Here is a 20,107-nt window from a genome sequence, read left to right on the forward strand (position 1 = left end):
CGCTGGGCGCACGGCGCCGGGACGGCCCCCGGGGGCACCGTCGGCGGCGCCCTAGACTGGGGCGATTCATACGGGACGGCCGAACGGCGGGACGGGAGGGCACAGCGGTGGCGGCAGAGGTCGGCGGCTTGAAGGATCCGTCCGCCGAGGTGCTGGCGGAGGCGGCCGCGGCCTTCGGGCTGCTCGCGTCCTCGGCGCGGCTGCACATCGTCTGGGCGCTGGCGCAGGGCGAGAGCGATGTGACCGGGCTCGCGGAGCGGGTCGGCGGGGCGCTGCCCGCGGTGAGCCAGCATCTGACCAAGCTGAAACTCGCCGGTCTCGTGCGGTCCCGGCGCGCGGGCCGGAGACAGATCTACTTCGTCGACGACCCGGACGTGGTGACGGTCGTACGGCTCATGGTCGGCCAGCTGACGGATCGCGCCGAACCCGCCGACGCCGCCGACCCCGCCGGGCAGGGTTCGGCGCGTCGCATCCGTGGCCTCGGAGTCTGAGACCGCCGCGACGGCGGTGGGGCGGCGGCGCCCGAGCGGGAGCGCGTCGCCCGCCGACGAGGCACATCCCGACCTCACCGCGCTGACCTCTCTCCAAGTGCTGCGGCATCTGGAGACCGGCCCTCGCGGACTGACCGAGGCGCAGGCGGAGGAGCGGCTGGTCCGCTTCGGCGCGAACACGGTTCCGGGCCGGCGTACGGATATGTGGCCGCGCCTGTTCGTGCGCGGCCTGCGCGACCCCTTCACCGCGGTGCTGCTGTGCCTCGGGCTGGTCTCGGCGGCTGTGGCGGCCTGGGGGACGGCGTGCGTGACCCTGTGCCTGGTCCTGGTCAGCTGTGCGCTGCGCGCGTCCGGGGAGCACCGGGCCGACCGGTCCATGGCCGGGCTGCGTGAGCTGGTCGCCACCACCGCGACCGTGCTGCGGCGCGCCGACCCGGACGGGATTCCGCGGGCCCGGGACATCCCGGTCGGCGAGCTGGTGCCGGGCGATGTGATCAGGCTCGGCCCCGGGGACCTGGTCCCGGCCGACGTACGGCTGCTGCGCGCGAGTGGGCTGACCGTGCGGCAGGCTCCGCTGACGGGTGAGTCGACGGCGGTCGCCAAGGTCGCGGCAGACGTTCCGGACGCCGCGAACGCCCCGGACTCAGCGAACCCCTCGGACGCCTCGAACCCCAAGTACTCGTCGTACTCGTCGTACTCGTCGTACGACGGAGTCTTCGCACAGAGGCAGCTCTGTTTCCAGGGCAGCAGCGTGGCGACCGGCGGCGGGACCGCGGTCGTGCTCGCGACGGGCGCACGTACAAGATTCGCGTCGGCCCGCGTCGGCTCGCCGTCACGCCGCGAGCCGAGCGCCTTCGACCGGTCCGTCCACGGCATCTCCTGGGTACTCATCCGGTTCATGCTGCTCACGCCGCCGTTGGTGCTGATGGCCAATGCCGCGCTGCGCGGGCGGGGCGTGGAGACCTTGCCGTTCGCCGTCGCGGTGGCGGTCGGGCTGACCCCCGAGATGCTGCCGGTCGTCGTCACCACGTGTCTGGCGCGTGGCGCGTCGGCGCTGGCCCGTACCCACAAGGTGATCGTCAAACGGCTGCCCGCGCTGCACGACCTCGGTGCGGTCGACGTGCTGTGCCTGGACAAGACCGGCACCCTCACCCAGGACCGGCCGGTCGTCCACCGTGCCCTGGACGGGGCGGGGCGGGACGCCCCCGATGTCCTGCGCTGGGCCGCCGTCAATGCCTGGTGGACCCTCCAGCTGGCCGAACTGCCCACGCCGGACGCCCTCGACGAGGCGATCCTGGACGCGGCCGCCCCGGAGGAGGAGCAGGACGACGGGGTGGCGGCGCTGCCCTTCGATCCGGTGCGCCGCCTCGCCACGGCCGTCGTGCGCCACCCGTGCCGACTCGGCGTCCACACCCTCGTGGTCAAGGGCGCCGTCGAGAACGTACTGGAGAGGTGCGTACTGGAAGAGGCCGAGCGGGTGCGGCTGTTCGCCCTCGCGGCACGCGAGGCCGACGACGGGCTGCGGGTGCTCGCGGTCGCCACCGCCGAATGCCCCGCCCGGATGCGCGACTACACACCCGCCGACGAACGCGGTCTGACCTTCCGCGGCTTCCTCACCTTCCGCGACGCGCTCGCCCCGACCGCTGCGGAGGCGCTGAAGGCCCTCGTCACACGCGGCATCACCGTCAAGGTTCTCACCGGCGACCACCCCGGCACGGCGGCCCGCGCCTGCCGCGACCTGGGCCTCGAACCCGGTGAGGCGGTGGCGGCCGACCGCATCGACGCCCTCAGCGACGCCGAACTGGCCGAAACCGTCCGCCGTACGACCGTCTTCGCCCGCTGCGCCCCGGAGCACAAGGCCCGGATCGCCGCCGTCCTGCGGGCAGGCGGGCACACCGTGGGCTTCCTCGGCGACGGCGTCAACGACCTGCCCGCGCTGCGCGCCGCCGACGTCGGGATCGCTCCGCGCGCCGCCGTCGACGTGGCCCGGGAGAGCGCCGACGTGGTCCTCGGCGAGAAGGACCTCACCGCGATCGAGCACGCGGTGACGGCGGGACGGCGCAGCAGCGTCACCATCGCCACGTATCTGCGCAGCACGCTGTCCTCGAACCTCGGCAACGTCATCGCGATGCTCGCCGCAGGCCTGCTGCTGCCCTTCCTGCCGATGCTCCCCGCGCAGGTCCTGGCGCAGAACCTGTGCTTCGACGCGGCACAGCTCGCCTTCGCGTACGACCGTCCGCACCCGGACGCGCCGCGCCGCCCCACCGTGCTGCGGCCGCGCGCCTTCCTGCGCTTCATCACCGGCTTCGGCGCGCTCAACGCCGTCGCCGACCTGGCCACCTTCGCGGTGCTCGCGCTCGCCCTGAACGGGCCGGACACCATGGACGACGCCACGGTGTTCCACTCCGGCTGGTTCACCGAGAACCTGATGACCCAGGCCCTGGTCATGCTGCTCCTGCGCATCGGCCGCCGTACCGCTGAGGACCGTACCGCCGCCGGCCGTCGCCTCCCGGGCCCGGTCAGCTGGGCCGCGGCCGCCCTCGCCGGCGCCGGTCTGCTGCTGCCCCTCTCCCCGCTGGGCCCCCTCCTCGGCATGACCGCGCTGCCGGTCCTCTTCTACGTGCTCCTCGCCGCGGTCCTCACCCTGTACGCCGTCGCGCTCACGGCCGCCCGGAGGGGAGCGGTCCGCTCGGGGTGACCAGACCCGTTTCGTAGGCGGTGACGACCGCCTGGACGCGGTCGCGGAGGCCGAGTTTGGCGAGGATGCGGGCGACGTGGGTCTTGACGGTCGTCTCGGCGAGGTGGAGACGGGCCGCGAGCTCGGTGTTGCTCAGGCCCTGGGCGAGCAGGCGCAGGACTTCGAGCTCGCGCGGGGTCAGCGCGGCGAGGTCGCGGTGGAGCGCGGCGGCCTCGGGGCCGCGGCGGGCGTACCTCTCGACCAGGCGGCGGGTGATGGCCGGCGCCAGCAGCGCGTCGCCGGAGCGGACCATGCGGACGGCGGAGACCAGGTGTTCGGGCGTGACGTCCTTGAGGAGGAAGCCGCTGGCCCCGGCGGACAGCGCCGCGTAGACAAGGTCGTCGAGGTCGAAGGTGGTCAGGATGATCACGCGCGGTGCGTCGGGGGCGCCGTCCAGGACACGGCGGGTGGCCTCCAGGCCGTCCAGCTCCGGCATCCGGATGTCCATCAGGACGACATCGGGCCGGGTGCGCCGGACGGCGGCGACGGCTTCGGCTCCGTCGGCCGCCTCGGCGACCACGTCGATGCCGTCGGCCATGAGGATCATCCGGAAGCCGGTACGGGCCAGCGTCTGGTCGTCGGCGACCACCACGCGCAGCGGCCGGTCCGGCACTGCTCGGCCTTCGAGGGGATCGCTGTGGTGCACCGGGGTCACTCCGTCTCCAGGGGGATCAGCGCGGTCACGCGGTAGCCGCCGGTGGGACGCCGTCCCGCGTGCAGGGTGCCGCCGTAGACGGCGAGCCGCTCGCGCAGGCCGAGCAGGCCACGGCCGTTTCCGGTGGCCGCGGAGGCGTCCGCGGTGCCTCCGGTGTCCAGGATGTCGACCCGCAGCCGGTCGTCGCCGTACTCCACGGCCACCGTCGCCGTCGAACCGGCCGCGTGCTTCACGGTGTTGGTCAGCGCCTCCTGCACCACCCGGTACGCCGCCAGGCCGACCCCGGACGGCAGGGCACGGGGTGACCCGGTGACCGTCAGCTCGACGGGTACGCCGGAGCCGCGCACTCTTCCGACCAGGGAGTCAAGTTGGTCCAGGCCCGGCTGGGGCGCGAGGTCCGCGGTGGCGGCTGGGTCCGGGCCGTCGGCGTCCGTCGTCAACAGGCCCATGGCGTGCCGCAGTTCGGCCATCGCCGCCCGGCCGCCGGACTCCACGGCGAGCAGCGCCTCGCGGGCCTGGTCGGGCGCGATGTCCATGACCTTGCGGGCGGCGCCGGCCTGGATGACCATCACGCTGACGTTGTGGGTGACGACGTCGTGGAGTTCGCGGGCGATACGGGCGCGTTCGCGTTCGGCGGCCCGGCGCAGCTCCTCGGCCCGCTCGCGTTCCAGGGCCGACATCCGCTCCCGGCTCTCGTCCGCCCGGAGTTTCCACATGCGCAGCCCGTTCGCCGTCACCACCAACGGGACCAGGATGAGCAGCGTGACGTACTGGGTGGGGACCGTGGGCGACACCGACTCCCCGAGGGTGCCGACCGACTCCCCGACGGTGCCGACCGTGTACGCCGTCACCGGCAGACTCGCCAGCGTCGCCACGCGGTAGGGGCCGAAGGCCGCCGCGCTGTAGGCGGCGATGACACACGGGTAGAAGACGATCCGCTGCGCGTCGTGCGGCGTCAGGGCGGCCGCGCCTGTGACGATCCACAGCATCGCGAGCGGATACCGGCGGCGGAACACCAGCGGGGCCGAGGCGATGACCGCCAGGGTCAGTGCGGCGATGAGACTGCCGGTGGCTGTCGGGACCAGTGGGGCAACGCCGTCAGGGGCGTCGCGGAGCAGGTCCGCCCCGCGGTCCGCGGCCCAGTAGAGCATGGTGATACCGAGGACCAGCGTCAGAGTGATGTCGAAGGCGATGCCGCGCGAGGTGGGCCGTGGCAGCGGGCCGGTCTGGAGCCTCAACAGCCGTACCGCTTCCCGCAGAGGGTGGTACGGCGGGTGCTCGGGCGGCCGGGCCGCGCCCTCGTCCCAGGGCGGGTGCCTCAACACCCCTGCCCCGTCCCGCAGTCGCTCCGCCACCGACGCGCTCTTCACCGGCTCATTCTCGCCGAGGTCCGCGCGCGACGGCATCCTCCTTGCCGACCCCTGTCCGACCTCCGCATACATCCCTCGCCTACATCTCAGGGATGACCTGGGGCGCTCTCGTCCGGACGCGGTACCGGAAATGACTCGGCCGACCGACGCGCCCGTATCGGCAGCTCGCCTAGCGTCCGACAGGCCACACGACCACATGGCCACATGACCCAATCCACAGGTCCACATGGCCAGTTGTCCGGATCGAGGGAGACACCATGACCACGCCGGTGATCGAACTGCGCGACGTGAGTCGCGCCTACGACGACGGGCCGCCCGCGCTGCACGACGCGTCGCTGACCGTCCGGACCGGTGAGGCCGTCGCGATCCTCGGGCCGTCCGGCAGCGGCAAGTCCACGCTGCTCAACCTGATCGCGGGCCTGGACCGGCCGGACGCCGGAACGGTCACCGTGGACGGCGTACGCGTCGACGGGCTGGGCGAGGCCGCGGCGGCGCGCTACCGGCGGGCCAAGATCGGCATGGTGTTCCAGTTCTTCAACCTGCTCGACGACCTGACCGTCGCCGACAACGTCGTCCTGCCGGCCCAACTGGCGGGCATGGAACGCAAAGAGGCACACCGGCGCGCGGCGGAACTGCTCGAAACGCTCGGTATCGACCGGCACGCCCGCGCCTGCCCGGGCCGTCTGTCCGGCGGCGAGCGCCAACGCGTCGCGGTGGCAAGGGCCCTGATGAACCGTCCACCCCTGCTGCTGGCCGACGAGCCGACCGGCGCGCTGGACACGGCCTCCGGGGAGGACGTGAGCGAACTGTTCACCGAGCTCAACGCCGACGGCCAGACTCTTGTCGTGGTCACCCACGACCTCGCCCTGGCCCGGTCGTGCACCACCCGCACGATCCAGCTCGTCGACGGCCGGATCACCGAGGACGTCCGGCCGGAGGTGGTCCGATGACCGCGCTGGGCCGCGTCGTGCGCTCGGGTGTCGGACGCCGTCGGGTGCAGTCACTCGTGATCGGGCTGACCATGATGATGGCGGTGACCGCCTCTGTCCTCGGCGGTTCCCTTCTGGTGGCCTCCAGCGCGCCCTTCGACCACGCCTTCGGCCACGAGCACGGCGCGCATCTGTCCGTGCAGTTCGACGCGAGCCGGGCCACGGCCGCGCAGCTGTCCGCCTCGGCGGATGCGGCGCGGGTCGCCGAGGCGTCCGGCCCGTTCCGTACGGCGACGGTCACGCCGCACACCGACGAGGGCATCGACGGGGTGCCGATGACGGTCGTCGGCCGGAGCGGTCCGGGCGCCGGAGTCGACCAGGTCGCGCTGACCGAGGGACGGTGGGCCGGGCGCCCCGGCGAGATCGTGATCTCGGACGGTTCCCAGCCCTTCCCGAGCATGGGCCGGCGCCTCACGTTCCCCGGTCTTCCTGGAAGCCCGACCCTGAAGGTGGTCGGGCTGGCCCGGTCGGCCAGCCGGACCGGCGACGCGTGGGTGGTCCCCTCCCAGATCGCCGCGCTGACGCCGAAGGGCCGGGCCGGCGGCTACGAGATGCTGTACCGCCTCACCACGGCGGACACCGCCGCGCAGGTCGCCGCGGGCCGCCGCGCGGTGACCGCCGCCGTCCCCGCCGGGTCGGTGACCGGGGCGCAGTCCTGGCTGACCGTAAAGAAGGCGGCCGACCGCGAGACCGCGCTGTTCGTCCCGTTCCTCCTCGCCTTCGGCATCCTGGGCCTGGTCATGTCGGTGCTCATCGTCGGCAACGTGGTCGCCGGGACGGTCGGTGCGGGGCTGCGGCGCATCGGCATCCTCAAGGCCGTCGGATTCACCCCGCCCCAGGTCGTACGGGCCTACGTGGGCCAAGCCCTGATCCCGGCCGCGATCGGCACCGCGCTCGGTGTCGTCGCGGGCCACCTCGCCGCCGTTCCGGTGCTGTCCGAGACCGCGAACGCCTACAGCACGGGCGGATCGGCCGTCGAGCCCTGGGTCGACGCCGCCGTGATCGCGGGGGCGCTGGGACTTGTGACGGTCACGGCGTGGGCGGCCGCGTGGCGGGTGGGGCGGCTGCGCACGGTGGACGCCCTCGCCGTCGGCCGTACGCCGTCTGCCGGGCGGGGTCGATGGGCGGCCGGGCTGGGTGCCCGGTTGCCGGTGTCGAGGCCGGTCGGCCTCGGGCTGGCCCGTCCCTTCGCCCGGCCCGCCCGGGCATCCGTCATGTGCGCGACCGTCGTGTTCGGCGCCGTGGCCGTCACCTTCGCCGTCGGTCTGGCCTCGTCGCTCGGCGAGGTGATGACCGCACGGGAGCACAACGCCGCCGACGTCACCATCGGCGTCTCGGGACCGCAGGGCCCCGTTCGCCCAGCCACCGAGAGACAGGTCACGGCCGACCCTGCCGCGATCGTCGCGGCCATCAACTCCCAGCCGGGGACCGGGAAGTACTACGGCATCGCCACGACACAGGCCACCGTCTCCGGAGCGGCCGGTTCCCTCAGCGTCTTCGCGTTCACCGGCGACGCGTCCTGGGGTGGCTACGAGATGGTCTCGGGGCGCTGGTTCGCGACGTCCGGCGAGGCCGTGGTCCCGACGCCCTTCTTGACCGCGACGGGCACCAAGGTCGGGGACACCGTCGTCCTGAACGACCACGGCAGCGCGGTCACCGTCCGGATCGTCGGCGAGGTCCTCGACACGCACAACCAGGGCATGGAGGTCTTCACCGAGCGGGCGACACTCACGGCCGCGGAACCGGGCCTGCGGGTCGAGAGCCACCACATCGCGGTGAAGGCGGGCACGGACGTACCGGCGTACATCCACAAGCTCAACGCCCAGCTGCGGCCCCTGGGAGTCACCGCCGAGGCCCGCAGGACAGCCGACGGGAGCGGCACGGTCGCCATTCTCGACGCGCTGACGGCGATGCTCACGCTGATGCTCGTCTCCGTCGCCGGCCTGGGCGTGCTCAACGGCGTCGTCCTCGACACCCGCGAACGGGTCCGCGACCTCGGAATCCACAAGGCCCTCGGGATGACCCCGCGACAGACCGTCGTCATGGTCGTGACCTCGGTCGTCGTGACCGGGCTCGTCGGTGGCGCCCTCGGCGTGCCGCTCGGCGTGGCCCTGCACGGCTGGGTGATGCCCGCCATGGGGCACAGCGCCGGGCTGAACCTGCCCGACTCCGTCATCGCCGTCTACCGCACGCCCGAACTGGTCCTGCTCGCGCTCGGCGGGCTGTTCATCGCCGTTCTGGGCGCGCTGCTGCCGGCGGGCTGGGCGGCCCGGACCCGCACGGCCACCGCCTTGCGCACCGAATAGGAAAAGCCTTTCGGACCGAAGAGAAAGCGCGGAGGCGGCTGCTCCACCCCATGGTTGTACAGTTGCGCAAAGTAGCAACCATCATGGGATGGCGGCCGGTCCGGCGCGCCCCCGACCGATGCGAGGAAGGGTGGGGGCGCGATGCTCCGCAACGGACTGGAACCCTGGCACCTGCTGATCGTGGCGATCGTGCTCGTCGTGCTGTTCGGCTCGAAGAAACTGCCCGACACCGCCCGCGCGCTCGGCAAGTCGATGCGCATCCTCAAGAGCGAGGCGAAGGCGATGAAGGACGAGAACCCCGAGTCGCCGGCACCGCAAGCGGCGCCGGCGGTTGTCCGGACAGCCGAGGAGCCGACCGTGCCTCACTCTGCCGCGGAGGCCTCGGGCGCCGCGCACTGAATCCACGCCGGGGCAGCGCGGGCGGGGTGAGGAACCCCTCCGCGCGCGCCGCGGCCATGCCGATGCGGGGGATGTCGCTGCTCTTCTCGAAGAGGATGTAGCGCGGTTCCCAGACCGGCCGGTACTTGGCGTTGGCCCGGTAGAGGGATTCGAGCTGCCACCAGCGCGAGAGAAACGTCAGCACCGAGCACCACAGCCGCAGTACGGGTCCGGCGCCCAGCCGGGTGCCGCGCTCGAAGACGGACCGGAACATCGCGAAGTTCAGGGAAACCCGCTCGACGCCGATCTCCTGGGCGCGCAGCAGCAGTTCGATGACCATGAACTCCATGAGCCCGTTCTCGGAGTTCCGGTCGCGGCGCATCAGGTCCAGCGACAGCCCCCGCTCGCCCCACGGCACGAAGCTCAGCACGGCCCGCGGCTCGCCCTCGCCGTCGTGGCACTCCAGCATGACGCAGCGCCCGTCGGCCGGGTCGCCGAGCCGCCCGAGCGCCATGGAGAAGCCACGCTCGGTCTCGCCGTCGCGCCAGTGGTCCGCCTTGTCGGTCAGGGCGGCCATCTCGGCCTCGGGGATGTCCGCGTGCCGCCGGACGCGCACGGTGTAACCGGCCCGGCGGACGCGGTTGTGCGCCTGTCGGACGCCCCGCATCGCGCGCCCCTCCAGGGTGAAGTCGGCCCGGTCCACGATGGCTTCGTCGCCGAGTTCGAGGGCGTCCAGGCCGTGCCGGGCGTAGATGGTGCCGGCCTCCTCGCTCGCGCCCATCACCGCGGGCGTCCATGCGTGGCGGCGCGCCTCCTTGAGCCATTCCTCGATCGCGCCGGGCCACGCCTCGGGGTCGCCGATCGGGTCGCCCGAGGCCAGGGTCACGCCGCCGACGACCCGGTAGGCGATCGCCGCCTTGCCGCTCGGGGACCACATGACCGCCTTGTCGCGGCGCAGCGCGAAGTACCCCAGTGAGTCCCGTTCGCCGTGCCGGTCCAACAGCTCCCGCAGACGCGACTCGTCCTCCTCGCCCAGGAGTTCACGGCCGCGCGGTGCGCGGAAGCAGGCGTACAGCACGAGGAGGAAGGTCGCGGCGATCAGGGCGTTGACCAGTACGTCCACCCAGCGGGGTGCGACCACGCTGTCGAAGCGGTCGGCGAGCGGGCCGACGCTGACCCCGCGCAGCAGGGTGTACGCGATCCGGTCGCTGAGCGGTGTCCCGGACACGCGGTTGGTGGCGCTCACGAGCAGGGTGCCGAGGGTGGCACTGACCAGCAGGCCGCCGGCTCCCACCGCCAGCGCGAGCCGGGGGTTGGAGCGGTCCCCGACGGCGTGGAACTCCGTGCGCCCGAGCAGCAGGGCGGCGACGAAGAGACCGGTGAGCAGGGCCGAGATCCAGTTGAAGCCGTGCCGTTGATACCGCTCCTGGGTCAGCGCCACGACATACAGCGCGAAGAGGGGGCCGGCCAGCAGCACGTTGAAGATCCACGCGGCCCGCTTGCGGCGCCGCATCACGAGGGCGAGGAACAGGGCCAGCGCCGCCGAGATCAGCCCGGCGGTGGCCAGATAGGGGGTGAAGAACTCACCTCCGTTGTGCTCATGCACCTCTTCGCGGAACGGCAGCGAGACCACCGCGACAATGTTGAGAAGCGCGAGCAGCCGCAGGTACCAGACGGTGAACGCCGCCGCCCGCAGGCGTATGGCGGTGGACGGCCGTCCGGGCGGGCCGAACCGGCGCGGCCTCGGGTTCCGCTGTTCCGGGATGAGCGCTGACTGTTGTACGGACACCGTGGAGCATCACCTTGGGAGAGGCCGGGCGAACCGGTGGGGGACAGAGGCGGGGAACCCTACATGTTGTAGGGAAGAGGAGGGTTATCGCGAGGCTGGGGGGTAAGGGGGTGGTAAGAGTTGCCGCGCCACTGGACTGGCCGAAGGGATGGGCCTGTTGCGCCGCCCTGCGGCGAAGGCGCGCCCGCTGCCGGCTCCCGCGCCCGGCGCGTGGCGGTCGGCTGTGACGTTGCCGCAGGTCAGAGCCTTGCGGCAGGGAGTGTTCGAATCTCCTGCCGGGGCGCCGAGTTGAGCGCTCGCGGCGCGCTGTCGCCGCCCGGAAGGATCACTCGTCCGGTGTGTCGGGTTTTGCACACCACATTGACGGCAACTTAGGCATGCCTACACTAAGCCCCGTTTGCGGCCGTCCGGCCGCGAACGTGCTGCTTCGGAGAGGCCTGTGGTGTGGGACGACGCGTTTCCCAGCTTTCTGATCGGTCTTCGTGAGGGACTGGAAGCGGGCCTGATCGTCTCGGTGCTGGTCGCCACACTCGTGCGGTCGGGCCGGCGCGCCCGGCTGCCCCATGTGTGGACGGGAGTCGCCGCCGCCGTCGGGCTGTCCATGAGCTTCGGCGCGATCCTGACCTTCACCTCCGCGAACCTGTCCGGGAAGGCTCAGGAGGCGTTCGGAGGCACGCTCAGTCTGATCGCGGTCGTGTTCGTCACCGCCATGGTGTTCTGGATGCGGCGCTCGGCCCGGACCTTCTCCGGCGAGATCAAGGAGAAGGTCACCGCCGCACTCGGCATGGGCGCGGGCGTCCTGGTCCTCACCTCGTTCCTCGCCGTGGGGCGCGAGGGGCTGGAGACCGCGCTGTTCCTGTGGACCACGGCGCAGGCCGCGGGGAGTTCGTCCGGCCCGCTCACCGGAGCGGCGGCCGGTCTGCTGATCGCGACGGCGCTGTGCTGGGGCCTGTACCGACGGGTCCTGCACATCAATCTGACGCGGTTCTTCACCTTCACCGGCATCGTGCTCATCGTCATCGCCGCGGGTGTCCTCGGGTACGGGACGCGCGACCTCCAGGAATCCACCCTGCTGCCGGGCGGAACGGCGTACGCCTTCGATCTGTCGGCGCACCTCGACCCCAGCTCCTGGTACGTCACCGTCGTCCAGGGGACGCTCAACCTCACCCCGCAGATGACCTGGCTTCAGATCTCCGTCTACGTCGCCTATCTGGCCGTCGTGATGACACTCTTCGTACGCGGCGTACGGGCGACGGCTCCCGCTCCCGCGAAGCCGGCCGCCGGCGCCGAGGCGAAGCCCGCACCGGCGACCGCCGGTTCCGAGCCCGCGGCAGCGAAGTCCGAGTCCAAGGCCTCCCGCCGCGTCCCGCGCTGGACCATCCCCGTCGCCCTCCTCGGCGTCCCGGCCCTGATCGCCGGTGTCGCCATCGCGGTGAGCGACGGAAAGCCCGCCTCGGGGACGCCGGTCATCGAGGTCGCGGCCGCCGACTGCGGCAAGGGATTCACGGCGCCCGAGCCGGGCCGCCAGACCTTCCAGGTGCGCAACAGCGGCAGCCGTACCTCCGAGATCTACCTCATCGACCCGGTCAGCAACGCCGTCTACGGCGAGGTCGAGGGCATCGCCCCCGGCACCACCCGTGCGCTGATCGCCACCGTCGGGACCGGTTCGTACGCCTGGCGTTGTGTCCCCAGCGGCGGGAAGGCGGTCACCTCGGCCGCGGTCCGCGTCAGTTCGGGCGGCACCACCCGTGCCGTACTGCCGGTCTCGGAGAAGGACCTCGCGGCGCCGCTGGCCGCCTACCGGAAGTACGTCGACCAGGGCCTGACCGGCCTGCTGACCAGGACGCGCGCCCTGCAGAGCGACATCGACGCGAAGAAGCTCGACAAGGCCCGCGAGGACTGGCTGCCCGCACATCAGCAGTACGCCTCGCTCGGCGCCGCCTACGGCACGTTCGCCGACTTCGACGCGAAGATCAACGGCCGTACGGCCGGACTCGCCGGAGGCGTCACGGACCCGGCCTTCACCGGCTTCCACCGCATCGAATACGGCCTGTGGCACGGCGAATCCGCCGCCGCCCTCGCGCCGTACGCCAAGCGGCTCACCTCCGACGTCGCCGCGCTGCGCACGGACTTCCCGAAGCAGGACTTCGACCCGGGCGACCTGCCGCTGCGCACCCACGAGATCCTCGAGAACACCCTGCACCGCGAACTGAGCGGCAGCGCCGACTACGGCAGCGGCACGGAACTCGCCACCACCGAGGCCAATCTCGACGGCACCCGCGAACTGCTCGGCCTGCTCCGCCCGTTGATCGACAAGCGCGACCCCGGGGTCACCCCGGCCGTGGACACCTGGATGAAGCGCACGGAGCGACTGGTACTCGCCCAGCGGGGCAAGGACGGCACCTGGACGCCCCTGGACAAGGTTCCGGCCGCCGACCGGCAGCGCCTCAACGGCTCGCTCGGCCGGCTGCTGGAGGAACTCGCCCCGATCCCGGACCTCCTGGAGATCCGCAAGGCCGCGTGAGCGACCCACCAGCGCCGACCGTCACCCCCCGCAGCACCGGGACCATGCGCCCGCAGGAGAGGACCCTCCCGAGATGACCACCCCGAGCCAGGACCAAGCCCCGCAGGGCAGCTGCCCCTTCGGCCGTCGTACGTTCGCCAGGACCGCGCTCGGTGTGGGCGCGGCCGGGGCCGCGCTCGCCGGTGCGGGACTCGCCGGGGCCGGGATAGCGGGCGGCGCCACCCCGGCGGCAGCGGCCCACACCGGCGGCGGCAAGGTGGCGTTCCACGGCGCCCACCAGGCCGGCATCACCACGCCCGCGCCCAAGGCCGCCGCCATCGTCTCCTTCGACGTCATCGCAGACAACCGGGCCGAACTCGCCGGCCTGCTGCGCACGATCACCGAACGGGCCCGCTTCCTCACCGCCGGCGGCACCCCCGCCGACCTGGGCGTCGGCGCCCCGCCGTCCGACAGCGGTCTGCTCGGCCCCGACCTGCCCACCGACGACCTCACCGTCACCGTGGGCGTCGGCGCCTCGCTCTTCGACGACCGTTACGGCCTCGCCGACCGCATGCCGCGCCACCTCAAGCCGATGCGCACCTTCCCCAACGACAACCTGGACGCCGCCGAATGCCACGGCGACCTGTCGCTCCAGCTGTGCGCCGCGAACTCCGACACCGTGCTGCACGCCCTGCGCGACATCGCCCGCCACACGCGCGGCGGAATGCAGATCAAATGGCGCGTCGACGGCTTCCAGAACCCCTCCCGGCCGACCGGCGCGCAGCGCAACTTCCTCGGCTTCAAGGACGGCATCGCCAACCCCGACACGGCCTCCGCCCGTGAGATGGACAAGCTGGTCTGGGTCACCGGCGCCACGGGCGAACCGGACTGGGCGGTCGGCGGCAGCTACCAGGTCGTACGCGTCATCCGCATGCTGGTGGAGTTCTGGGACCGGGTCTCGCTCACCGAGCAGGAGAAGATGATCGGCCGCCGCCGTGACACCGGAGCCCCGCTCGACGGCGCGCGCGAGACGGACCTCCCGCGCTACACCAAGGACCCGCAGGGGCAGGCGATCCCGCTCGACGCCCACATCCGCCTCGCCAACCCCCGTACGGCGAAGACCGACACGACCCGGATCCTGCGCCGCGGGTACAACTACGACCGGGGCATGGACAAGGCGGGCAACCTCGACATGGGACTGCTCTTCTGCTGCTACCAGCAGGACGTGGTCCGCCAGTTCGAGGCGACCCAGGAGCGGTTGATCGACGAGCCGCTCGTCGACTACATCACCCCCACCGGGGGCGGCTACTTCTTCGCCCTGCCGGGCGTGCGCAACCACTCGGACTGGCTGGGCCGCGGGCTCCTCAAGGGCTGAGGCGGACAGGGCTCCCCGCTGTCCCCGGCCGGGCGGTCGCGTGTCGCCGCCCACCACAGGAGATCCCCCAAGGCGGCTCCCGCCGTCACGACGGCCATGATCACGCCCGCCATGGTCAGCCCGTCGTCGAGGTGCGGGCGCCCGTGCAGGGCGTGCAGGTCGAACCCGCACAGGTGGTACACGCCCACCGCGGCGACCCCGAGGCTCGGCACGAGCAGGGCCAGTACGGACAGCGGTCCGCGGCCCGTGCGCCCGGCGCCACGTTCCTTCAAGAGATCCCCCTGTCGGGCAAGACGCTCACGACCAGGACCCTACAACACGTAGGGTCATGGTCGTTCCGGGCAGGAGGGCTCGAGTTTCCGTACCCACCCATGGCGACCGGACGCCGGATGCAAGGATGAGGGCCGTCATGACTGCTGGGTGGTGTTCTCGCACGGTACGGGCCGCGATGTTCGCGGCCGTCTGTGTGCTGCTCGCCGCCCTGGGGCACGTGATGATGTCCGGCTCCTCGGTGGCCTGGTGGGCGATGGTCGCTGGAGCCGCGGCCACGGGCGGCACGGGCTGGTGCCTGGCCGGCCGTGAGCGCGGGCTTCCGCTGATCGTGTCCGTGGTGGTCGCCGCCCAGGGTGTGCTCCACTCGGCGTTCTCGTTCGCCCGGTCGGCGGCCTCGGGCTCCGGCTCGATGGACGCGATGACCATGAACGGCATGTCGATGGCCTCCATGGGGCACGACATGAGCGCCATGAACATGGGGCGCACGGGGCACGAGACGGGCGGCGCCTCCTCGTTCGGCATGCTCGCCGCCCACCTGCTGGCCGCGCTGCTGTGCGGCGTCTGGCTCGCGTACGGCGAGCGCGCCGCGTTCCGCACGCTGCGGGCGGTGGCCGGCCGGCTGGCCGCGCCACTGCGGCTGCTGCTCGCCCTGCCCGCGCCCCCGCACCGTCCGCGCATCCGTGTACGCCGTCGCTTCTCGGACCGGGCGCCGCGGCGCCTCCTTCTCGTTCACGCGATCACTTCCCGGGGTCCGCCCGTGGGGACCGCTGTCGTCTGAGACAGCCGGTTCCCCGAAGCGCCTCCCCGCGCGCTTCGGGCATCCGCCGTACCTCTCCGTACGGCCGTACCCCACACCGGACCACCGTGCCCCGGCGCCGGTCCGGATCACGGATGACCCGAGAAGGACACCTGGTGATCACTTCTGCCCTGCCCGTCCCGCTCGACGACACGGCGTCGGTGGACGAGTCGATAACCGCCTGGGCGCTGGCCGCCCGTGGCGGCGACCCCGACGCCGTCGAACGTTTCGTACGCGCCCTGCACCGAGACGTCCTGCGCTACGTCGCACACCTCAGCTCGGACCCTCAGGCCGCCGACGACCTGGCCCAGGACACGTTCCTGCGGGCGCTCGGCAGCCTGCACCGGTTCGAGGGACGCTCCTCGGCCCGCGCCTGGCTGCTGGCCATCGCCCGCCGCGCGGTGATCGACAGCTTCCGGCATGCCGCCGCCCGGCCCAGGCTGAGCGACACCCGTGACTGGCAGCTGGCGGCGGACCTCGTGCAGCCGCGCGACCTGCCCGGCTTCGACGACGGCATCGCGCTGCTCGACCTGCTGGCCGTGCTGCCCGACGACCGTCGCGAGGCGTTCGTCCTCACCCAGCTGATGGGGCTGCCCTACGCCGAGGCGGCGGCGGTCAGCAACTGCCCCATCGGAACAGTCCGCTCGCGCGTGGCACGTGCCCGGGCGACCCTGGGCACGCTGCTCACCGAGGCCGAGGATCCGGCCGCGCCGGCCGCCTGAAAAAAGACCTGAAAAAAGAAGGGTGCCGGTGTCCGCCGCATGGGCGGGACACCGGCACCCTGGGCGAGTTGACCCCGGTCAGGGACCCCGCTCCTCATGCCTACGTTGTACAGGTGCGTGACGACTGCATAGGCGGCCCCCCACCGCCTGGGATCAGGCTGACGCGGCCTTCGGTTCGGCGGCGACCTCGGTCGGACTCGCCTTCCCCGGCAGGTGGTTGAAGAGCAGGTTCAGTACGATCGCCGTCAGGCAGCCCGCGCTGATCCCGCTGTTCATCACCGTCTGGAACCAGTCGGGGAACTTCTCGTAGATCGTCGGCACCCCGACCGGCAGCATCCCGATCGCGACCGAAACGGCCACCACCGTCAGGTTGTTGTTGCCCTTGAAGTCCACCTCGGAAAGGGTGCGCAGACCGCTCGCCGCGACCGTTCCGAACATCACCAGGCCCGCGCCGCCCAGCACCGGTGCCGGAATCGCCGCGACCACCGCGCCCAGCTTGGGCAGCAGGCCGAGCAGGACGAGGATGCCGCCCGCGGCGGCGACCACCCAGCGGCTGCGCACCCGGGTCATGCCGACCAGGCCCACGTTCTGCGCGAACGCCGTGTAGGGGAAGGTGTTGAACACGCCGCCGAGGACCGTCGACAGACCGTCGGCGCGCAGGCCGTCGGCGAGCGTACGCGGCTGGATCGGCCGGTCGGTCATCTCGCCGACCGCGATGAAGTCACCGGTCGTCTCGGTCATGGTCACCAGCGCCACGACGAGCATCGAGATGATCGCGGAGGCGTGGAACGACGGCGCGCCGAAGTGGAACGGCGTGCTGATCCCGACCCAGTCGGCGTCCCCGACCCCGCCGAAGTCCGTGAATCCGAACGGCACCGCGACCGCGAGACCGACCGCTATGCCGATCAGCACCGCGATCCGGCTCAGGAACGCCGGCGCGAACCGCTGCACGCCGATCACCACGGCCAGGACGAAGCCCGCGAGGGCCAGGTTCTTCGGCTCGCCGAAGTCCTTCGAGCCCACACCGCCGGCCACCCAGCCGCCTGCCACCGGCAGCAGCGAGACCCCGATGATCAGAATGACCGTGCCCGTGACGAGCGGCGGGAAGAAGCGGAGCAGCTTCCCGAAGACCGGGGCGAGCAGCATGATCGCGAGTCCCGCGACGATCACCGACCCGTAGATCGCAGGCAGTCCGCCGCCCGTCGTCCCGATGAGCACCATCGGCGACACGGCCGCGAAGGTGCAGCCCTGCATGATCGGCAGCCGTACGCCGAAGCGCCAGAAACCCACGCACTGAATCAGCGTCGCGATTCCGCAGACCAGCAGATCCGCGGTGATCAGATACGCCAGATCGGCGGGCGACAGCTTCATCGCACCGCCCACGATCAGCGGAACGGCCACCGCGCCCGCGTACATCGCGAGCACGTGCTGCAGCCCGAAGGCGGCCAGTTGGCGTACGGGTGGGACCTCGTCGACGGGATGCACGGGTGTGGCGGTGGCCATGGGCACTCCAGGAGCGGCAGTGAGCGGGGAATGTCGAGCAGCACCAGACCGTAGGGGGCTTGAACAGTTTGTTGATTTCCGCTTTGTTGCCAGTGTGTGTCATGCCCACGGAAGCGGAACCAACTCTGCTAAGCCCCCTGAGACCCCGCCGGTTGCGCTACGACCCCGCCGTCCGCGCCGCCGTCAGCAGCGACTCCCAGTCGGGAAGCTTGACCACGCCCCGGCCGAGCGAGGCCCCGAGCTGCGCCTCGGCCCGCTCGATCGCCTGCCAGCCGGCCCACTCGACGGGCCGCAACCCCTCCGCCCGCAGCGCCGCCAGCGGATCCCCGGGCAGGTCCCGTCGTACGAGAACGGGGGCGTCCTCCAGCAGTGAGGTGACCGTCTCCTTGGCGCACGGCCGGTTGGTGCCGATGACACCCGTCGGGCCGCGCTTGATCCAGCCCGCCACGTACTCGCCCGGGGAGATCGCGCCGTCCCGCAGTATCCGCCCCGCGAGATGCGGCACCGTGCCGTGGCCGGTGTCGAACGGCAGCCCTTCGAGCGGCACCCCGCGATAGCCGACCGAGCGCAGCACCAACTGCGCCTCGATGTCCTCGTACCGGCCCGTGCCCGTCACCCCGCCCTGTCCGTCCGGCACCGTCCGCTCGAAGCGCACCGCGCCCACGCGCCCGCCGTCGGCGAGCAGTTCGACGGGGCGCAGGAAGAAGCGCGGCCGGATCCGCCGCGGACGGCCCTGTGGCGCCGCGCCGGCCCAGCCCCGCAGCACCTCCACATTGCGGCGCGGGGCGGCGGGCAGGTCCGACGGATCGAGATAGGCCGGATCGAGGGCCAACTCCTCCGGGTCCACGACGACTTCGGTGTCCGGCAGCGTGCCCAGCTCGCGCAGCTCCTTGGTGGTGAAACGGGCCTGCGACGGGCCGCGCCGTCCGACCATGCTGATCTCCGTCACGCCGCTCGCGGCCAGCGCGGTGAGCGCCGCCTGCGGCATGTCGGTGGGGCTCAGCTCGGCGGCGCCGCGGGCCAGCATCCGGGTCACGTCGACGGCCACGTTCCCGACGCCGATGACCACGGCCGACCGCGCGCCGAGGATGAACTCGTCGGCCACGGAGTCGGGATGCGCGCTGTACCAGGACACGAACTCGGTCGCCGACCAGCTGCCGGGCAGCTCCTCGCCGGGCACCCCGAGGTGGCGGTCGGTGGCGGCGCCCACGCAGTAGACCACCGCGTGGTACAGCTCCCGCAGCCGGGCCACCGGCACCCCGTCGGGGCCGACCTGGACACCGCCCAGGAACCGCACCCGCTCGTCCTCCAGGACCGCCCGCAGGTTGTTCTGCAGCGACTTGATCTTCTCGTGGTCGGGCGCCACGCCGTAGCGCACCAGACCATACGGACATGGCAGCCGGTCCAGGACGTCCACCCGGACCCCCGGCACCTGGTTCTGCTGGACGAGACTCTGGGCGCTGTAGACCCCGCTGGGCCCCGAGCCGACGACGGCGACATGCAGCACGGCCGAACTCCTTACCCGAAGGACCCGGGAGATCGCTGATGGTTCCAGGATCGCACCACGGATGCTCCGCTGACAGGGTGCGGCGCGCGGCACGCGTGTGCGTGTCCGTTCGTATGGAATGTGATGATGCGGTTACGTTCCGTATGTGCTAGAAGCATCCTTTCTCAATCTGTCCGACCGCAGCCGCCCGGATGGTCCGGTCTCCGTCTGGCCCGCGTGGGAAGTGCGGGAGCACGAGAGCGCCACGTCGTGGTTCAACGTCCGGCTGGCCTTCGGTGACGGCGCCCAGGTCGACGTACTCGCCGTGGTGTCCGAGGCGGGCGTGTCGATCGAGGACGTGCGGGCCCAGCCGCCGCTCTCCCTCGACGACCTCGCGGTGCTCGCCGACTGGATCGAGGAACCGCTCTTCGAGGCGTGCGGCGTGCCTGCCGGCCCGTCGTACGAACCGGAGGACGGGCCCGCGCGCCGCGCCCGGCCCTCGTGGCCGCGCGGTGTCGAGGGCCGGTGGCTGGTCGCGGAGGAGTACCGCGCCGCGCAGGAAGAGGGCTTCGACCCGGTGCTCGCGGTCATGTGCGCCACCGGCCACAGCCGGCGCAAGTCGCTCAGGCTGATCGCCGGGGCGCGCGACGAGGGATTCCTGACGCCTCGTCATGCTCGGCGCTGAGTGGGAGAGTTGCCGCGTGCCCGGTAGGGCGGGTGGGCCGGGCGTGAAG

The 20,107-nt window shown here is 72.2% G+C and carries 15 protein-coding genes and 1 pseudogene; 10 read left to right on the top strand and 6 right to left on the bottom strand.

The window, feature by feature from the left end:
* The first annotated feature begins 107 nt into the window (after positions 1–107).
* Complete coding sequence (locus OIC96_RS41985) at positions 108–491, top strand: ArsR/SmtB family transcription factor (protein ID WP_330302807.1); 384 nt, start codon at positions 108–110, stop codon at positions 489–491.
* Positions 475–3,189, top strand: a complete 2,715-nt coding sequence (mgtA, locus tag OIC96_RS41990; protein WP_406501339.1) for a magnesium-translocating P-type ATPase — start codon at positions 475–477, stop codon at positions 3,187–3,189. The genes OIC96_RS41985 and mgtA overlap by 17 nt, the downstream gene beginning before the upstream one ends.
* On the opposite strand, the gene OIC96_RS41995 is transcribed toward mgtA, so the two are convergent.
* Positions 3,152–3,874 (bottom strand): response regulator, encoded by a 723-nt coding sequence (locus tag OIC96_RS41995; protein WP_406502240.1) that lies wholly within the window; start codon positions 3,872–3,874, stop codon positions 3,152–3,154. The two genes, mgtA and OIC96_RS41995, sit on opposite strands and share 38 nt — an antisense overlap.
* A gap of 5 nt (positions 3,875–3,879) precedes the next feature.
* Positions 3,880–5,289, bottom strand: coding sequence for a sensor histidine kinase (locus tag OIC96_RS42000; RefSeq protein ID WP_330302805.1), 1,410 nt, complete (start codon positions 5,287–5,289; stop codon positions 3,880–3,882).
* A gap of 221 nt (positions 5,290–5,510) precedes the next feature.
* On the opposite strand from OIC96_RS42000, the gene OIC96_RS42005 reads away from it, so the two are divergent.
* The 3 genes and pseudogenes from OIC96_RS42005 to tatA form a co-directional block, all read left to right on the top strand.
* Entirely contained in the window at positions 5,511–6,203 is a 693-nt protein-coding gene (locus OIC96_RS42005) for an ABC transporter ATP-binding protein (RefSeq protein ID WP_330302804.1), read from the top strand.
* Complete coding sequence (locus OIC96_RS42010) at positions 6,200–8,548, top strand: ABC transporter permease (RefSeq protein ID WP_330302803.1); 2,349 nt, start codon at positions 6,200–6,202, stop codon at positions 8,546–8,548. Before OIC96_RS42005 ends, OIC96_RS42010 begins: the two co-directional genes overlap by 4 nt.
* A gap of 141 nt (positions 8,549–8,689) precedes the next feature.
* A pseudogene (gene tatA / locus OIC96_RS49985) lies at positions 8,690–8,857 on the top strand (Sec-independent protein translocase subunit TatA); the annotation flags it as partial.
* Here the strand turns inward: tatA and OIC96_RS42020 are convergent.
* On the bottom strand, positions 8,811–10,628 hold the full coding sequence (locus OIC96_RS42020) for a phosphatidylglycerol lysyltransferase domain-containing protein (RefSeq protein ID WP_330309997.1): 1,818 nt from the start codon (positions 10,626–10,628) through the stop codon (positions 8,811–8,813). The pseudogene tatA and the gene OIC96_RS42020 overlap by 47 nt on opposite strands.
* A 529-nt stretch (positions 10,629–11,157) precedes the next feature.
* Between OIC96_RS42020 and efeU the strand changes: the two genes are divergently transcribed.
* Positions 11,158–13,239: an iron uptake transporter permease EfeU gene (gene efeU, locus OIC96_RS42025; RefSeq protein WP_330309996.1), complete on the top strand. Its 2,082-nt coding sequence runs from the start codon at positions 11,158–11,160 to the stop codon at positions 13,237–13,239.
* Between the two features lie 73 nt (positions 13,240–13,312).
* Positions 13,313–14,593 carry an iron uptake transporter deferrochelatase/peroxidase subunit gene (gene efeB / locus OIC96_RS42030; protein WP_330302802.1) on the top strand — a complete coding sequence of 427 codons (1,281 nt, stop codon included), beginning with the start codon at positions 13,313–13,315 and terminating at the stop codon, positions 14,591–14,593.
* On the opposite strand, the gene OIC96_RS42035 is transcribed toward efeB, so the two are convergent.
* On the bottom strand, positions 14,524–14,865 hold the full coding sequence (locus tag OIC96_RS42035) for a hypothetical protein (RefSeq protein ID WP_327426794.1): 342 nt from the start codon (positions 14,863–14,865) through the stop codon (positions 14,524–14,526). The two genes, efeB and OIC96_RS42035, sit on opposite strands and share 70 nt — an antisense overlap.
* A gap of 137 nt (positions 14,866–15,002) precedes the next feature.
* Between OIC96_RS42035 and OIC96_RS42040 the strand changes: the two genes are divergently transcribed.
* Together OIC96_RS42040 and OIC96_RS42045 are read left to right on the top strand one after the other, a co-directional pair.
* The gene (locus tag OIC96_RS42040; RefSeq protein WP_330302801.1) at positions 15,003–15,644 is read left to right on the top strand and encodes a hypothetical protein; all 642 of its coding nucleotides are present in this window, start codon (positions 15,003–15,005) and stop codon (positions 15,642–15,644) included.
* Positions 15,645–15,778: 134 nt separating this feature from the next.
* Positions 15,779–16,384, top strand: a complete 606-nt coding sequence (locus tag OIC96_RS42045) for a sigma-70 family RNA polymerase sigma factor (protein ID WP_406501338.1) — start codon at positions 15,779–15,781, stop codon at positions 16,382–16,384.
* A gap of 153 nt (positions 16,385–16,537) precedes the next feature.
* Here the strand turns inward: OIC96_RS42045 and OIC96_RS42050 are convergent, their stop codons facing one another.
* A complete protein-coding gene (locus OIC96_RS42050; protein WP_330302799.1) occupies positions 16,538–17,887 on the bottom strand; it encodes a nucleobase:cation symporter-2 family protein in 1,350 nt (449 codons plus the stop codon).
* 157 nt (positions 17,888–18,044) lie between these two features.
* The gene (locus OIC96_RS42055) at positions 18,045–19,394 is read right to left on the bottom strand and encodes an FAD-dependent oxidoreductase (protein WP_330302798.1); all 1,350 of its coding nucleotides are present in this window, start codon (positions 19,392–19,394) and stop codon (positions 18,045–18,047) included.
* Between the two features lie 145 nt (positions 19,395–19,539).
* Between OIC96_RS42055 and OIC96_RS42060 the strand changes: the two genes are divergently transcribed.
* Positions 19,540–20,058 (top strand): DUF6214 family protein, encoded by a 519-nt coding sequence (locus OIC96_RS42060; protein ID WP_330302797.1) that lies wholly within the window; start codon positions 19,540–19,542, stop codon positions 20,056–20,058.
* The last annotated feature ends 49 nt before the right edge of the window (positions 20,059–20,107 follow it).

This window comes from Streptomyces sp. NBC_00775 (assembly GCF_036347135.1).
Lineage (GTDB): Bacteria > Actinomycetota > Actinomycetes > Streptomycetales > Streptomycetaceae > Streptomyces > Streptomyces lutosisoli.

What these genes read in the sequence shown, in the direction of transcription:
- OIC96_RS42000 (WP_330302805.1), bottom strand. Translation starts at nt 5,289, where the DNA reads ATGCCGTCGCGCGCGGACCTCGGCGAGAATGAGCCGGTGAAGAGCGCG.
- OIC96_RS42005 (WP_330302804.1), top strand. Translation starts at nt 5,511, where the DNA reads ATGACCACGCCGGTGATCGAACTGCGCGACGTGAGTCGCGCCTACGAC.
- OIC96_RS42010 (WP_330302803.1), top strand. Translation starts at nt 6,200, where the DNA reads ATGACCGCGCTGGGCCGCGTCGTGCGCTCGGGTGTCGGACGCCGTCGG.
- efeB (WP_330302802.1), top strand. Translation starts at nt 13,313, where the DNA reads ATGACCACCCCGAGCCAGGACCAAGCCCCGCAGGGCAGCTGCCCCTTC.
- OIC96_RS42040 (WP_330302801.1), top strand. Translation starts at nt 15,003, where the DNA reads ATGACTGCTGGGTGGTGTTCTCGCACGGTACGGGCCGCGATGTTCGCG.
- OIC96_RS42050 (WP_330302799.1), bottom strand. Translation starts at nt 17,887, where the DNA reads ATGGCCACCGCCACACCCGTGCATCCCGTCGACGAGGTCCCACCCGTA.